Origin of the sequence: Bacillus sp. m3-13 (genome assembly GCF_000175075.1) — a bacterium.
GTDB lineage: Bacteria > Bacillota > Bacilli > Bacillales > Bacillaceae_I > Sutcliffiella_A > Sutcliffiella_A horikoshii_C.
In genome coordinates this window covers 200,288-214,783 of record NZ_ACPC01000020.1, presented here as the reverse complement: position 1 = coordinate 214,783, position 14,496 = coordinate 200,288, and the positions used below count along the sequence as shown (strand labels likewise).

Annotated in this window: 16 protein-coding genes; all 16 read left to right on the top strand. The window is 45.0% G+C overall.

Annotated features, from left to right (window positions below; all coding sequences use genetic code 11):
* The first annotated feature begins 16 nt into the window (after nucleotides 1-16).
* The 16 genes from lgt to M313_RS0114790 all read left to right on the top strand — a co-directional run bounded on the left by lgt (nucleotide 17) and on the right by M313_RS0114790 (nucleotide 14,475).
* Nucleotides 17-883 (top strand): prolipoprotein diacylglyceryl transferase, encoded by an 867-nt coding sequence (gene lgt / locus M313_RS0114870; protein ID WP_010196896.1) that lies wholly within the window; start codon nucleotides 17-19, stop codon nucleotides 881-883.
* Between the two features lie 59 nt (nucleotides 884-942).
* Nucleotides 943-1,884 carry a nucleoside recognition domain-containing protein gene (locus M313_RS0114865; RefSeq protein WP_010196894.1) on the top strand — a complete coding sequence of 314 codons (942 nt, stop codon included), beginning with the start codon at nucleotides 943-945 and terminating at the stop codon, nucleotides 1,882-1,884.
* Nucleotides 1,874-2,524 (top strand): pyrophosphatase PpaX, encoded by a 651-nt coding sequence (gene ppaX, locus M313_RS0114860; RefSeq protein WP_010196888.1) that lies wholly within the window; start codon nucleotides 1,874-1,876, stop codon nucleotides 2,522-2,524. Before M313_RS0114865 ends, ppaX begins: the two co-directional genes overlap by 11 nt.
* Nucleotides 2,517-3,029 (top strand): acyltransferase, encoded by a 513-nt coding sequence (locus M313_RS0114855; RefSeq protein WP_010196885.1) that lies wholly within the window; start codon nucleotides 2,517-2,519, stop codon nucleotides 3,027-3,029. Before ppaX ends, M313_RS0114855 begins: the two co-directional genes overlap by 8 nt.
* 473 nt (nucleotides 3,030-3,502) lie before the next feature.
* A complete protein-coding gene (locus M313_RS0114845) occupies nucleotides 3,503-4,693 on the top strand; it encodes an ATP phosphoribosyltransferase regulatory subunit (RefSeq protein WP_010196882.1) in 1,191 nt (396 codons plus the stop codon).
* Nucleotides 4,690-5,319, top strand: coding sequence for an ATP phosphoribosyltransferase (gene hisG / locus M313_RS0114840; RefSeq protein WP_010196879.1), 630 nt, complete (start codon nucleotides 4,690-4,692; stop codon nucleotides 5,317-5,319). Before M313_RS0114845 ends, hisG begins: the two co-directional genes overlap by 4 nt.
* A 7-nt stretch (nucleotides 5,320-5,326) precedes the next feature.
* Nucleotides 5,327-6,604, top strand: a complete 1,278-nt coding sequence (hisD, locus tag M313_RS0114835; RefSeq protein WP_010196877.1) for a histidinol dehydrogenase — start codon at nucleotides 5,327-5,329, stop codon at nucleotides 6,602-6,604.
* A 12-nt stretch (nucleotides 6,605-6,616) separates the two neighbouring features.
* A complete protein-coding gene (hisB, locus tag M313_RS0114830; RefSeq protein ID WP_010196875.1) occupies nucleotides 6,617-7,204 on the top strand; it encodes an imidazoleglycerol-phosphate dehydratase HisB in 588 nt (195 codons plus the stop codon).
* Between the two features lie 3 nt (nucleotides 7,205-7,207).
* Nucleotides 7,208-7,840, top strand: a complete 633-nt coding sequence (hisH, locus tag M313_RS0114825; RefSeq protein WP_010196872.1) for an imidazole glycerol phosphate synthase subunit HisH — start codon at nucleotides 7,208-7,210, stop codon at nucleotides 7,838-7,840.
* 1 nt (nucleotide 7,841) lies between these two features.
* Complete coding sequence (gene hisA, locus M313_RS0114820) at nucleotides 7,842-8,570, top strand: 1-(5-phosphoribosyl)-5-[(5-phosphoribosylamino)methylideneamino]imidazole-4-carboxamide isomerase (protein WP_010196869.1); 729 nt, start codon at nucleotides 7,842-7,844, stop codon at nucleotides 8,568-8,570.
* Entirely contained in the window at nucleotides 8,571-9,329 is a 759-nt protein-coding gene (gene hisF / locus M313_RS0114815) for an imidazole glycerol phosphate synthase subunit HisF (RefSeq protein ID WP_010196866.1), read from the top strand. It begins immediately after the preceding gene.
* A complete protein-coding gene (hisIE, locus tag M313_RS0114810) occupies nucleotides 9,326-9,988 on the top strand; it encodes a bifunctional phosphoribosyl-AMP cyclohydrolase/phosphoribosyl-ATP diphosphatase HisIE (RefSeq protein ID WP_010196863.1) in 663 nt (220 codons plus the stop codon). The genes hisF and hisIE overlap by 4 nt, the downstream gene beginning before the upstream one ends.
* Before the next feature lie 156 nt (nucleotides 9,989-10,144).
* Nucleotides 10,145-11,548, top strand: a complete 1,404-nt coding sequence (locus M313_RS0114805; protein WP_010196860.1) for a tetratricopeptide repeat protein — start codon at nucleotides 10,145-10,147, stop codon at nucleotides 11,546-11,548.
* 114 nt (nucleotides 11,549-11,662) lie between these two features.
* The gene (locus tag M313_RS0114800; protein WP_010196857.1) at nucleotides 11,663-11,884 is read left to right on the top strand and encodes a hypothetical protein; all 222 of its coding nucleotides are present in this window, start codon (nucleotides 11,663-11,665) and stop codon (nucleotides 11,882-11,884) included.
* A 432-nt stretch (nucleotides 11,885-12,316) separates the two neighbouring features.
* Nucleotides 12,317-13,273 carry a thioredoxin-disulfide reductase gene (gene trxB, locus M313_RS0114795; RefSeq protein WP_010196855.1) on the top strand — a complete coding sequence of 319 codons (957 nt, stop codon included), beginning with the start codon at nucleotides 12,317-12,319 and terminating at the stop codon, nucleotides 13,271-13,273.
* Between the two features lie 743 nt (nucleotides 13,274-14,016).
* The gene (locus tag M313_RS0114790; protein ID WP_010196852.1) at nucleotides 14,017-14,475 is read left to right on the top strand and encodes an 8-oxo-dGTP diphosphatase; all 459 of its coding nucleotides are present in this window, start codon (nucleotides 14,017-14,019) and stop codon (nucleotides 14,473-14,475) included.
* Nucleotides 14,476-14,496 lie beyond the last annotated feature (21 nt).

Genomic DNA, 14,496 nt, shown 5'->3' with positions numbered 1-14,496 from the left:
ATGGAGTGTGGGGAATATGTTGTTAGGAAACATTGAGCCGTTAAATCCAGTCATGATCAGTTGGCCAATAACGGTTTACTGGTATGGGGCAATCATTGGAACAGGAGCCCTGCTTGGTTTATGGCTGGCCACAAGGGAGTCCGAAAGACGGGGGCTAAACAAAGATGTATTTGTCGATCTAGTCTTGTTTGCCATCCCGATCGCAATTTTATGTGCAAGGCTTTATTATGTAGCGTTTCAGTGGGATCATTATTCACAAAATCCAGGCGATATTTTGAAAATATGGGAAGGTGGCCTGGCGATTCATGGTGGACTGATTGGAGCCATCACCACCGGGGTTATTTTTGCGAGAATACGAGGAATTTCGTTCTGGAAGCTTGCCGATATTGGTGCACCAAGTATCCTTCTTGGTCAGGCGATTGGACGCTGGGGAAATTTCATGAACCAAGAAGCCCATGGTGGAGAAGTGACTAGAACTTTCTTGGAAGGACTTTACTTACCGGATTTCATCATCAACCAAATGTACATTAACGGTACATACTATCACCCAACGTTCCTTTATGAGTCAATCTGGAATTTTGTGGGTGTCGGATTGCTTCTTTTACTGAGAAAAGTAAACCTAAGACGCGGGGAACTCTTCTTAAGTTACGTGATTTGGTATTCTGTGGGACGCTACTTTATTGAAGGTATGCGTACGGACAGCTTGATGCTGACAGAGTCTTTAAGAATTGCACAAGTTATTTCCATCGGACTTGTCGTTCTTGCCATTGCACTTATCGTTGTGCGTCGTGTACTTGGCATGGCCAACAGACGTTACTTGGATCCAGAAAACAAAGAGCGTTATATGGACTCGAAGAAAAACACGCCTGAAGCGACTAAATAAGCAAAGTCTCCAAAAGATAAAAAATGGAGCGGCTACTTCAAAGGGGGAGGAGCTTCAAGATGCAAACATTTAAACGCGGGCTGATGGTGGGGCTCGGGACGACGTGGACACTGGGGAGAGTCATTTTCCCTGTCACCCTCCTTGTTGGCATTCTTCAACATACACCAGTCTTGCAGTATCTTATAAACGCGATTGCGCCGATCATGGGGATATTCGGCCTGTCAGGTGAAGCAGCCATTCCGCTTGTGATAGGAAATTTCCTAAACCTCTATGCTGGAATCGGTGCCATCCTCACCTTAGACCTTACCGTCAAAGAGGTCTTTATTTTAGCAGTGATGCTCTCGTTTTCACATAATCTTTTAGTAGAGTCGACCGTAGCGGCAAAAGTAGGGCTGAAAATATGGGTGATTTTAGCGGTGCGACTTGGCCTTGCTTTTTCTGCAGGAATTATCATCAACCTAGTCTGGAAAGGTGGGGGCGAGCTTGCCCAGTACGGGATGGTCGCAAAATCAGAAGAAGCTGTAACTGGCTTTTTTCCTATTATTCTTGATGCCACCCAGCGAGGTTTGATGGGGATTTTGCAGCTTGCGATCATCGTCATTCCGCTTATGATCCTCGTGCAATATATGAAGGAACTTGGCTGGTTGGCGGTCTTCTCAAAGTGGATGGGACCGTTCACACGTGCGCTTGGCATGAAAGAAAATACTTCTACTACGATGGCGGCAGGTCTGGTCATTGGCCTTGCCTATGGAGCAGGAGTTATGATTCAAGCAGTAAAAGAGGATAATGTAAGTAAGAAGGATTTGACTCTTGCCTTTATTTTTCTCGTTGCCTGTCATGCGGTGGTGGAGGATACATTGATTTTCATCCCGCTCGGCATCCCTGTATGGCCGCTGCTTGCCATCCGTGTTACAACAGCCATTCTCCTTACGATAGCCGTGGCTTTCATTTGGAAACGGCTAGAACTTGCAAAAAGAAAGGAAGCCTCTTATGACCATTAATACCGTGCTTTTTGATTTAGATGGAACGTTAATAGATACGAACGACCTGATTATTGAGTCGTTCCTTCACACTTTAGATCATTATTATCCGGAGCAATATGGCCGTGAAGACGTACTGACCTTCCTCGGCCCGCCATTATACGACACATTCGTGAAAATGGATGAATCGAGAGTAGACGAAATGATTGCTCATTATCGAGACTTTAATATGACCAAACATGATGAGTATGTAACAGAGTTTGAAGGGGTAGTGGAAACAGTGAAGCTCCTTCATGAAAAAGGTTTGAAGCTAGGAATCGTGACGACAAAAATGCGTCAGACAGTGGTGATGGGACTAAAGTTGACAGGCCTTGACCAATTCTTTGATGTGGTGGTCTGCCTTGATGATGTCACAAATGCCAAACCAGATCCAGAACCAATCCACCTTGCCCTGCAGCAGCTTGGTTCAACGCCTGATGAGGCAATCATGGTCGGCGATAACTTTCACGACATTTTAGCAGGCAAAAATGCCGGAACGAAAACGGCAGCAGTGAGCTGGACGATTAAAGGAGTGGAATACCTTCAATCCTTTGAACCGGATTACACGCTGACACGTATGCAAGACCTGCTGCCAATAGTGGGAGTGACAGAGGGTGAGTAGACGGACGACCCGCTATCCGGTGGAAGGCGCGAATTCTCTGTGGCACGTCTACAAAACCGTCCCTTTTTTAAAAGTGGTGAAAAACTTCGCCGTCATTCAGATTGCAAGGTACACACCGTTTCTCGGAATGAAAAACTGGCTTTACCGCACCTTTTTGCGCATGAAGGTAGGCGAGCAGACCTCTTTCGCCTTAATGGTCATGCTTGATGTCATGTTTCCGGAAAAAATAAGCGTCGGCCGCAACACGGTCATTGGCTATAACACCACCATCCTTGCCCACGAATACCTGGTCAAGGAATACCGCCTTGGCGATGTGGAAATCGGCAGCGAAGTCATGATCGGCGCCAACACGACCATCCTTCCCGGCGTGGTGATTGGCGACGGAGCCATCGTCTCCGCCGGCACACTCGTACATAAAGACGTCCCAGAAGGCGCCTTCGTCGGGGGCAACCCGATGCGCGTCATCTATACGAAAGAAGAAATGCAGGAGCGGATGAGGTTTTAGTTGGTGAGTTGGGAAGAAGCTCAGCTAGCGTATGAAGACCTGTTTGGCGCCATTTTTGAGTTAGAGAATTCATACCCGTTATGAAGACGTGTCTAGCATGAATATTGAGCGAGAGAAGTGTTCATGGGCGTTATGAAGACATGTTTAGCATAAAATTTGAGCGAGAGAAGTCCTCATGACCGTTATGAAAACCTGTCGAGCGACAATTTCAGGTCAGAGAAGTCCTCATAACCGTTATGAAGACCTGACAAGCATAAAAATTGAGCCAGTGAAGTCTTCATCAATAATTGCAATCAACAATCTTCAACATATCAAGCACTTTGTCTCCAAGGATAAAGTGCCTTTTTTTACCCAAAATAGAGTAAGGCATACACCAGACCGTTAACACTTGACCAAAAAGCTTCATTTTGTTAGTATGTTACCATATTAGCGAACTAAAGGATTTCAGATTATTTTAAAAGGTGGGTATCCACATGTCAAATTCAAAACTATTCATGTTCGAAAAACCACTAGGAATGCGGGACACGCTTCCTTCCTTATATGAAGCAAAACAAAACGTCAAAAACACGATGACAGCAGAAATCAGTCAATGGGGCTATCAGTTTATGGAGACCCCGACACTTGAATACTACGAAACGGTCGGCGAAGCATCGGCTATCCTCGATCAGCAACTGTTCAAACTATTAGATCAGCAAGGACATACGCTAGTCTTAAGGCCAGACATGACAGCACCGATTGCCAGGGTGGCAGCTTCCAGACTTTTAAATGAAGGCTATCCGCAGCGACTTGCATACTCTGCCAACGTTTTTCGTGCCCAACAGAATGAAGCGGGACGACCGGCAGAGTTTGAGCAAATAGGTGTCGAGTGCATTGGTGATCGTTCAATCAGTGCCGATGCTGAAATGATTGCCTTGCTTGTAGCACTTCTCAAAAATACTGGTTTATCAACGTTCACTGTCGCGATCGGACATATCGGATTTTTGCAGGAGATTTTCCTAGACATAGTCGGTAATGAAGAGCGAGCGGCAACGTTAAGAAGATACTTATATGAAAAAAATTACGTTGGGTACCGGGAGCATGTGAAAAATCTGCCTTTGTCCTCTATTGATAAAAAACGCCTTTTAAACTTATTAACGTTAAGAGGAGATTCGTCCAACATTGAGCTTGCAAAAGAAGTGCTGGATGGAGATGCAGGTAAAAAAGCGATTCAAGAGCTTGAGCAACTGTGGACGATGTTAGAAGCTTATGGTGTAGCAGAGTTTGTGAAACTTGATTTGAATATTGTCAGTCATATGAGTTATTACACAGGAATTGTGTTTGAAGCGTATGCAGGCAACATCGGCTTTCCAATCGGAAATGGCGGGAGATATGATAAGTTGTTCCAAAAATTCAACCGTGAGAAGTCGGCAACAGGTTTCGGGATTCATTTAGATCGTCTTTTAGAAGCAAAAGGTGTGAAGAAGGCGGAAGTGAAAATACATGGAGTCTTATTCAGCCAAGAAAGAAGAGAAGAGGCAATCGCATTTGCCACTTCAAAAAGAGAAGCTGGGGAAAAAGTAATCGTACAAGACATTGCAGGGGTGGAAAATGTGGATGCATGCACCGCGTCCTTCAGCGAAGTAACCTTTTTTCTTGGAAAAGCTAGAAAGGAGAGCGAAGCATGAGCGTACTGACAATTGCGATGCCAAAAGGGAGAATATTTGAAGAGGCGGCTCAATTGCTTGTTCAAGCGGGATATAACATTCCTCCCGATTTGGAGAATTCCAGAAAGCTGATTATTGATGTACCGGATGAAAACATGCGCTTTATTTTAGCTAAACCGATGGATGTGACTACATATGTGGAGCATGGTGTGGCAGATGTCGGAATTGCCGGCAAGGACGTGATGCTTGAAGAAGAGCGCGATGTCTATGAAGTGCTTGATCTCAAGATCAGTGACTGCTACTTGGCGGTGGCAGGCTTGCCCGGAACAGAAATGAAAGATGTGGCTCCTAAGATTGCAACCAAATATCCTGGGATCGCTTCAAGCTATTACCGGGAGCAAGGGGAGCAGGTGGAGATCGTCAAACTGAACGGGTCGATAGAATTAGCCCCACTGATCGGGTTGTCCGACCGTATTGTGGATATCGTATCCACAGGACGAACGCTTAAGGAGAATGGATTAGTGGAATTTGAGAGAATTGTGGATATCACGTCGCGATTGATTGTGAATCCTGTGAGTTATCGACTAAAAGACAAGCAAATTGATGAACTTGTGGATAGATTAGCAGAGGTAGTTGGAGAGGTGTAAAAAAATGATGAAGATAGAAAAAGTGAGCGAATCGGTATCTTTACGCCGTTCGATTGACCAAGGAACAGAAGAACAACGTGAGGCAGTCCTTCAGATCCTGCAAACGGTCAAGGAACAAGGAGATCAAGCGCTGTTTTCCTACACGGAAAAATGGGATGGTGCAAAGATATCCACATTAAAAGTAACGAAAGAAGAAATTCAAGCAGCTTATCAACAACTTTCTCCACAAGTTATCAACATTATCCACAATGCAGCGGAAAACATCCGTGATTTTCATCAAAAACAGGTAAAACAGTCGTGGTTATCCACTAAACTGGATGGCACGATTCTTGGGCAACAGGTGACAGCGCTTGATGCGGTCGGTGTCTATGTACCCGGTGGAAAAGCGGCCTATCCGTCTTCCGTGTTGATGAATGTTATTCCGGCACAAGTGGCGGGGGTGGAGCGCATTGCGATGGTGAGTCCTCCTTCTGCAGATGGGACATTGCCTGCAGGGGTGCTCGTGGCAGCGGATATTCTAGGTGTGAATGAGATCTATAAAGTTGGTGGAGCACAGGCTGTTGCGGCTCTTGCTTATGGAACGGAAACCATTCAGGCTGTGGATAAAATTGTGGGACCAGGTAACATTTTTGTGGCACTTGCGAAAAAAGAAGTCTATGGACTTGTGGATATCGATAGCATTGCCGGACCTAGTGAAATTGTCGTATTGGCTGATGAAACGGCACACGCTGACGAGATTGCCGCGGACTTATTATCCCAAGCAGAACATGATGAACTTGCTTCAAGTGTTCTTGTGACCACTTCGGCATCACTTGCGGAACAGGTCGCAAAGGAAGTAGAAGAACAGCTTTCAAGCCTGCCGCGTGAAGCAATAGCTCGGGTTTCCATTGAAGCATATGGCACTATTTTTGTAACAGACACGATGAAAGAGGCACTCCGTGTGGTCAATGAGCTGGCGCCGGAGCACTTGGAAGTCATGACAGCTGAGGCAATGAACCTTCTGCCGTATATCAAGCATGCCGGAGCTATTTTCCTGGGAAGATACAGTTCAGAACCTGTTGGGGATTATTTTGCCGGGCCGAATCATGTGTTACCTACTAATGGGACTGCCCGCTTTTCCAGTGGATTGTCTGTGGACGAATTTGTGAAAAAGTCCAGTGTGATTATGTACAGTGAACAGGCTTTAAAAGAGAATGTGGATAAAATTGCGGCTTTTGCTCGCCTAGAGGGTCTAGAAGCGCATGCCCGTGCGGTAGAATCCCGATTTACTAACAAGGAAAAGTGAGGAGACATTCTGATGACACGAACAGCTAGTTTGGAGAGAAATACGAAAGAAACGCAAATACAGCTTGCTTTTACAATAGATGGAGAAGGAGCGGCAAAGCTTGAGACGCCTGTCCCGTTTATGACACATATGCTCGACCTTTTTACAAAGCATGGCCAGTTTAACTTGGACTTGCAGGCAAATGGGGATGTGGATATCGATGATCACCACACAACAGAGGATATTGGGATTTGCCTTGGTCAGGCGTTAAAAGATGCACTTGGGGATAAAGTGGGGATAAAACGATACGGAAACGCGTTCGTACCCATGGATGAGGCGCTTGCACAAGTGGTCGTAGATCTGAGCAACCGTCCACATCTTGAAATAAGAGCGGAATTCCCAAGCCAAAAGGTCGGCACGTTTGACACTGAACTTGTACACGAATTTTTGTGGAAGCTTGCATTAGAGGCCCGAATGAACCTACACGTGATTGTGCATTACGGGACGAACACCCATCACATCATTGAGGCAATATTCAAGGCGCTTGGTCGTGCACTGGACGAGGCAACCACCATTGATCCGCGAGTTAAAGGGGTACCATCGACGAAGGGAATGTTATAGAAGATGATCGGCATCATTGATTACGGAATGGGGAATTTATATAGCGTCAGCAAGGCATTAGAGCGGATGGAAGTGGAGTATGTCATCTCCAATGACCGGGATATTTTGTTTGAAGCGGAGGGCCTTATCCTCCCCGGTGTCGGCTCGTTCCGTGACGCCATGTCTATTTTACAAGAAACAGGCCTGGATACTTTTATAAAAGAAGAAGTATCGCGAGGGAAAAAGATGCTAGGAATCTGCCTTGGTATGCAGCTGTTGTTTGAGGAAAGTGAAGAAAACGGCTTAACAGAGGGGTTGTCTTTTTTAAAAGGCAAGGTCGAACGCTTTCCTGGAGTTACAGGAGAAGGTGCATCGTACAAGGTCCCACATATGGGTTGGAACAAGCTTGAATTTCAACAGGCATCCCCGCTTTTAGAAGGTGTTCCAGAGGATTATGTTTACTTTGTTCATTCCTACTATGTAAAAGACTTTGCTGAAGCGGAGCTATTGGCAAGCAGTACATATGATGTGCAGGTGCCGGCTGTGGTGGGACGCGGGAATGTGTTTGGAACACAGTTTCACCCGGAAAAAAGCAGCAATGTCGGCTTGGCGATTTTGAAAAACTTTGTGAACCTTGTGAAGGAAGAGGAGCGATAATATGAGTTTTACCATTTATCCGGCTATCGATATGCGCGGCGGAAAATGTGTACGTCTGCTACAGGGAGATTATAGTAAGGAAACGATATACGGTGATTCCCCGTTTGATATGGCAAAAACGTTTGTGGAGCAAGGTGCAGAGTGGATTCATATGGTGGACCTTGACGGTGCCAAGGCTGGCTCACCTGTCAATGACCGTTTTGTGCTGCAGGTGGCACGCGAGCTGCCGGCGAAAGTGCAGATTGGCGGTGGGATCCGTACTGCGGAGGATGTGGAGCGCTACTTGGAGAACGGTGTAGACCGAGTGATTTTAGGAAGTGCAGCGATAAATGATCCGGATTTTGTGAAGGCGATGCTTGCGAAATATGGCGCGAAAATTGCGATCGGACTTGATGCCAAGGATGGATATGTGGCAACGGAAGGCTGGGTTGAAACGTCCACTGTGAAAGCGACCGTGCTTGGAAAAGAGCTGTCAGATGCTGGAGCAGAGACATTTATTTTCACCGATATTGCAACAGACGGCATGTTATCAGGACCGAATGTTGATGCGACGGTTGAGCTTGCTCGTGTGTCAGGTGCTTCTGTCATTGCTTCTGGGGGAGTAAGTTCAGTTGATGATCTGTTGGCGCTTCGGAAATTTGCCGATGAAGGTGTAACTGGTTCCATTGTTGGAAAAGCGATCTACACGGAGAAAATCAATCTTGCACGTGCATTGGAAGAGGTGAAATAGATGCTAACGAAACGAATCATCCCTTGTCTGGATGTAAAAGAAGGACGGGTTGTGAAAGGGGTTCAGTTTGTCGAGCTCCGCGATGCGGGTGACCCGGTCGAACTTGCTGCCTTTTACGATGAAGAAGGTGCAGATGAACTCGTGTTCCTTGATATTTCTGCTTCCCATGAAGGACGTGAAACGATGGTGGATGTGGTCGAGCAGGTGGCTGCAAAATTGGCGATTCCATTCACAGTCGGCGGCGGTATCAACTCTATTGATGACATGAAGCGATTGTTGCGTGCAGGTGCGGATAAGGTTTCTTTGAACACGGCTGCATTGTTGAATCCTTATTTGATCCAGGCCGGAGCGGATTACTTTGGTTCACAATGCATCGTTGTCGCAATTGATGCTAAGTATGACGAGAGCCTTGGTTCCTGGAGAGTGTATACGCATGGCGGACGCAGGGAAACGGACTGGGAAGTGGTAAAATGGGCTCGTGAAGCGGTTAAGTTGGGAGCCGGAGAGATTTTATTGACAAGCATGGACAGTGACGGGGAAAAGAAAGGGTTCAACTTGGCTCTGACAAAAGCGGTAAGTTCTGCTGTATCTGTACCGGTAATCGCCTCTGGTGGCGCAGGTGAAGCATCTCATTTTCTGGATGCGTTTGAAGAAGGAGCGGCAGATGCAGCGTTGGCAGCCTCTATTTTCCACTACAAAGAAACGAGTGTAAAAGAAGTGAAAAGCTATTTAAAGGAGAAAGGGGTGCAGGTTCGATGATCAACCTAGAAGCAGTGAAGTTTGATGAAAAAGGGCTTGTCCCGGCAATTGTGCAAGATGCTTCTACTAAAGAGGTGTTGACGCTGGCATATATGAACGGTGAGTCATTGGTAAAAACGGTCGAGACTCGGGAAACGTGGTTTTGGAGCCGGTCTCGTGGGGAGCTTTGGCATAAAGGCGCAACTTCCGGTAATACGCAGCGCGTGGTAGAGATGCGTTACGATTGTGATCAGGATGCGGTGCTCGTGCTGGTGGAGCCGAATGGACCGGCATGTCACAAGGGCGAGGAGACTTGCTTTCATGAGGTGGTACTTGGTGCGGATACTGATGTGGCGGGGGGAATTGGTGCCTCGGCTTCGGGGACAACCTCAATTTTATCTCGCTTAGAGTCTGTCATTGCCTCTCGGGCTGTGGATAAGCCAGAAGGATCTTATACCACTTATCTTTTTGAAGAAGGTGTGGATAAGATTCTGAAGAAAGTCGGCGAGGAAGCGGCGGAAGTAATTATCGCGGCGAAAAACCGTGACCGCGGAGAGCTTACGTGGGAGGTTGCCGATCTCTTTTTCCATGTAATGGTGTTGTTGCGTGAGCAGGACGTGAGCTTGGATGAAGTGTTGACGGTGCTGGAGGAGCGGCATGCGAAAAAGCCGTCTAATTAATAGGCTGAGTAACTTTGTTTTAGCACTTTTCTAGTTAGAAGCTGGGAAAGTGTTTTTTATTTGCAAATAAAGCACACCTCAAAATTTCCCACCTATTCTTTCCAACCTCTCTTATGTTATACTACGAACGGTAAGTAAGTTTGTATGGAGGCTATAATGGGAAAAAATCCGAATGTGAAACAAGTTGCGAAGATCATCCCATTTGCGCAGAATGGCGATTATTTTTTTCAAAAAGGGATCCGCGCTTATCGGAAGCGGGATTTATATAAGGCAAGAAAATGGCTCCAACGAGCGGAGGCGATGAAACCTAGCGATGCATCGATTATGTGTCAGCTGGCGATTGTCCTCACCGAGCTTGGTGACTATCAGCGTTCTAATGAACTTTTAGAAGATATTATAGAAGATTTGGCACCGGACATGCATGATTGTCATTATTTTTTGGCGAACAATTATGCCTATTTGGGATTATTTCAAGAGGCAAGAAAGCATGCTGAGGAATATTTGACGATGGAGCCGGACGGAGAATTTGTCGAGGACACAGAGGATTTGATTGATCTTTTGGAAATTGAGGCAGATGAAGCGGAAGATTATGTGGATGGCCAGGACCACCTTATTGTCATGCAGGAAAATGCAAGAGGTCTGCTTGAAAAGGGGGAACTAGAAGAAGCATTGGCGCTGCTCGAACAGATTATCGAGGAGTATCCACAATTCTGGTCGGCATATAATAATCTGGCACTAGCCTATTTCTACAAAGGGAATTTAACGGAGGCTAGAGAAGTCCTGGAGGAAGTTCTGGAAAAGAATCCAGGAAACCTGCATGCGCTTTGTAACTTGCTCGTTTTCTTCCATTATGAAAATAATGTGAAGGAAATGAACGAACTGGCAAACCGCCTTGAGAAGGTTACACCTATTTTGGTGGAACACCGTTATAAGCTCGGAGCGACTTTCGGGTTGATTGGCAGACATGAATTGTCTTTCAAATGGTTACGATCCTTGCAGAAAAACGGTTTCCAAGGGGACGGGACGTTTTATTTTTGGTTGTCAAATGCAGCCTACCAAACAGAGCGCTTTACCGTTGCAGAACAAGCTTGGGCCAAAGTGATTGAAATGAATCCGGAAAAGGCCGGAACGGAGCCTTGGAATTATGTAGAAGATAAAACGGTTGAGGAAGAAGAAGCAGCACAGCTTTTTCATATTTTCCAAACAAGTACTTCTAACAAAACAACAGTCAAAAACGTACTGGAACAATCCTTTGTCACCTCGACTGTCCGTGAATTTGCCATGTTTGCCTTATTGAATCGTAAAGATGTGCCAGTAAATGTCGTGAATGGGTATGAAATTGCGTCATTATTAAATACGAAACAGGCTGAAATGCTCGTAAAAGAATGGTTTGATTTATATGCTCGAGCATTAAAACAAGCTGTCGCTTTCACGAACGCACCAGCATGGGCAGCCGCATTCTCCTACGTGTGGAGCAAAGGAAACGGCTATGCTGTAACACAGAAAGAGCTGGTGGAAACATATGAAATTTCCGCAAGCACGTTAAGAAAATATAATTAAAAAAGTAGAAGATCTACTTACTTAAAAACCGAGCTGCGATGATGCTCGGTTTTTTTGCGTGGTTGGTGACCTTAATTATGGAAGAAATGGTAAAATGGTGTTGAGGTGATAGCAATGAGAAAATACATATTATTGGTGCTTTCATTAATCATGATTGCTCTTCCTTTTTACGCAATAGATCTTGAAAATAAACCACGAGTTGGTCCAATCGGAAATGGTCCTGTCCCAACTCCTTGGTTTTTGGTTATTTCGATGGTTTTAAGTGGTATCGCTTTTTTAGCTCTGAGCATAATGATGTTCGTAAAGGATAATAACGGGGAAAATGGAACGCAATAAAGCCCTGTGCCGGTTGAAAAGAGTAAACATTGTCCTCGTAGGGTGTCAATGAAACCCTGAGCCGATGAAAAAGAGGAAACATTGTCCTCGTAGGGTGTCAATGAAGCCCTGAGCCGATAAAATAGAGTAAACATTGTCCTCGTAGGGTGTCAATGAAACCCTGAACTGGTGAAAAAGAGGAAACATTGTCCTCGTAGGATGTCAATGAAGCCCTGAGCCGATGAAAAAGAGGAAACATTGTCTTCATACCATGCGAAGAGACAGTATAGCCTTACCAAACTTTCTATGAGCAAAAAATTGGACGGACAACACACCTGTTATATAGGATAGTAACTGGGAATACTTTTAAAGGTATTCTGTAAATATAAATATAAAATTGGATGAAAATAGGGTTTTCATAATATGCAGTAAAGAGTTAAAGGAGTGGGCAACATGACAGAAGAAAAAATTTATGACGTGATTATTATAGGGGCTGGACCTGCAGGAATGACATCTGCGGTTTACACCTCTCGTGCAAACCTAAGCACATTAATGATTGAGCGTGGAATGCCTGGCGGGCAAATGGCGAACACGGAGGAAGTGGAGAACTATCCTGGTTTCGATCATATCTTAGGACCTGAGCTTTCCACTAAAATGTTCGAGCATGCGAAAAAATTCGGTGCAGAATATGCATATGGTGATGTGAAAGAAGTCATCGATGGTAAAGAATATAAGACAGTAAACGCGGGCAGCAAATCTTATAAAGGCCGTACTGTTATCATTTCAAGTGGAGCTGAATACAAAAAAATCGGCGTGCCTGGTGAAAAGGAGCTTGGCGGACGTGGGGTTTCCTACTGTGCGGTATGTGACGGCGCGTTTTTCAAAAATAAAGAATTAGTAGTTGTTGGTGGAGGAGATTCTGCTGTTGAAGAAGGAGTATACTTGACTCGCTTTGCTTCCAAAGTAACGATTGTTCACCGCCGCGACGAGCTTAGAGCGCAAAAAATCCTTCAGCAACGTGCTTTCGACAATGACAAAATTGACTTCATTTGGAGCAACACGATTAAAGAAATCAACGAAAAAGATGGCAAAGTTGGAAGTGTGACACTTGTCAGCACAAAGGATGGCGAAGAACAAGAATTCCAGACAGACGGTGTCTTCATCTATGTGGGAATGCTTCCTCTGACAAAACCGTTCTTGAATCTTGGTATCACAAATGACATGGGTTACATTGAAACAAACGAACGCATGGAAACAAAAGTCCCTGGAATCTTTGCAGCGGGGGATATCCGCGAGAAAACGCTACGCCAAATTGTTACGGCAACAGGTGATGGAAGTATCGCAGCTCAAAGTGCCCAGCATTTTGTAGAAGAGCTAGCTGAGGAGTTAAAAGCAAACACAGCAAAATAATAGGCTAAAGGATAGGGATGCTAGGTATGTCGAACTATAAAAGGCTTTGTCGAAATATCCCTTTAACCAAAACGTAACTGCGCCTTAACGCATCTGTAACAGCTTTGAAACAATAATCGGTTATTATATAAATAGTAATTGACCCCCTTTTATAAATATAGTGGATGACACGGGTTCCCTTTTTCCCGTGTCCTTTTTTATGTCTTTTTTTGTGCGGCATGCCGTGCGTTTTTGTCTATACGCCCGAAGCCGGCGGTTTACAAGCAGAACGGTTAAATAGAAGCGTTCTATAAGCCCGAAGCAAGCGGTTTTTAAGCAGACCGGTCAAATAAAACCGGTCAACCAAACCTTACCTCATACCTCCTTGTTTACTCTATCCTACAAAGCTATGATATACTTAAAAAGTAAAGCGTTTACACGAAACTACTCCCAATCTGGAATCGATACCTGTAAGAAATCCTGACACACAGTTTGCTAATTTGTAGAACTTTACTGTGTCTTAATCAATACTTTTGCTGTAAAATAAAAAATGATACACTTGGCTAGTTTTAAAATTCATACAAACTCACCTATAGATTGTAGTGCAAGGTGTGAGACTCCTGAGGGAGATAGCGGTAGCTTGAGACCCCACAGCGCAGCGAGGAGGCTCAAGCACCGCCCCTAGGAAAGCGAACACCTGGAACGGAAATCTATAGGAGTTATTAGAGATAAACAGTCAGCCAAGCTCAAAAGGGGTTGTAACCATGCAAAGAGTAACAAATTGTGTGCTAGTGAAAGATGACCAAGTGCTACTATTGCAAAAGCCGCGTCGTGGATGGTGGGTTGCACCTGGTGGAAAAATGGAGCACGGAGAATCCGTAAAAGATACGGTTGTGCGTGAATATCGTGAAGAGACTGGCATTTACTTAAAAAATCCTGCCCTAAAGGGTGTTTTTACATTTGTAATAAAAGAAGGCAAGGATATCGTATCCGAATGGATGATGTTCACCTTCCTTGCAACGGAGTATGACGGACAGAATGTGAAGGAATCAGAGGAAGGGAAAATCGAGTGGCATAAGCAGGAAGAGATTGCAAAGCTTCCAATGGCACCTGGTGATTTTCATATTCTTGATTACCTCATTAAAGGATCTGGCATGATTTTTGGGACATTTACTTATACGCCGGACTTTGAATTGTTGTCCTACCGTCTTGATCCGAACTGATTAGATAAAAAGGGAGTGGAA

Excerpts from the sequence above, each read along its gene's own strand:
- M313_RS0114800 (WP_010196857.1), top strand. The coding sequence starts at position 11,663 with ATGAGAAAATACATATTATTGGTGCTTTCATTAATCATGATTGCTCTT.
- hisB (WP_010196875.1), top strand. The coding sequence starts at position 6,617 with ATGACACGAACAGCTAGTTTGGAGAGAAATACGAAAGAAACGCAAATA.
- M313_RS0114790 (WP_010196852.1), top strand. The coding sequence starts at position 14,017 with ATGCAAAGAGTAACAAATTGTGTGCTAGTGAAAGATGACCAAGTGCTA.
- M313_RS0114805 (WP_010196860.1), top strand. The coding sequence starts at position 10,145 with ATGGGAAAAAATCCGAATGTGAAACAAGTTGCGAAGATCATCCCATTT.
- M313_RS0114865 (WP_010196894.1), top strand. The coding sequence starts at position 943 with ATGCAAACATTTAAACGCGGGCTGATGGTGGGGCTCGGGACGACGTGG.
- hisIE (WP_010196863.1), top strand. The coding sequence starts at position 9,326 with ATGATCAACCTAGAAGCAGTGAAGTTTGATGAAAAAGGGCTTGTCCCG.
- hisH (WP_010196872.1), top strand. The coding sequence starts at position 7,208 with ATGATCGGCATCATTGATTACGGAATGGGGAATTTATATAGCGTCAGC.
- ppaX (WP_010196888.1), top strand. The coding sequence starts at position 1,874 with ATGACCATTAATACCGTGCTTTTTGATTTAGATGGAACGTTAATAGAT.
- lgt (WP_010196896.1), top strand. The coding sequence starts at position 17 with ATGTTGTTAGGAAACATTGAGCCGTTAAATCCAGTCATGATCAGTTGG.
- hisG (WP_010196879.1), top strand. The coding sequence starts at position 4,690 with ATGAGCGTACTGACAATTGCGATGCCAAAAGGGAGAATATTTGAAGAG.
- hisD (WP_010196877.1), top strand. The coding sequence starts at position 5,327 with ATGAAGATAGAAAAAGTGAGCGAATCGGTATCTTTACGCCGTTCGATT.
- trxB (WP_010196855.1), top strand. The coding sequence starts at position 12,317 with ATGACAGAAGAAAAAATTTATGACGTGATTATTATAGGGGCTGGACCT.
- hisF (WP_010196866.1), top strand. The coding sequence starts at position 8,571 with ATGCTAACGAAACGAATCATCCCTTGTCTGGATGTAAAAGAAGGACGG.
- M313_RS0114845 (WP_010196882.1), top strand. The coding sequence starts at position 3,503 with ATGTCAAATTCAAAACTATTCATGTTCGAAAAACCACTAGGAATGCGG.
- hisA (WP_010196869.1), top strand. The coding sequence starts at position 7,842 with ATGAGTTTTACCATTTATCCGGCTATCGATATGCGCGGCGGAAAATGT.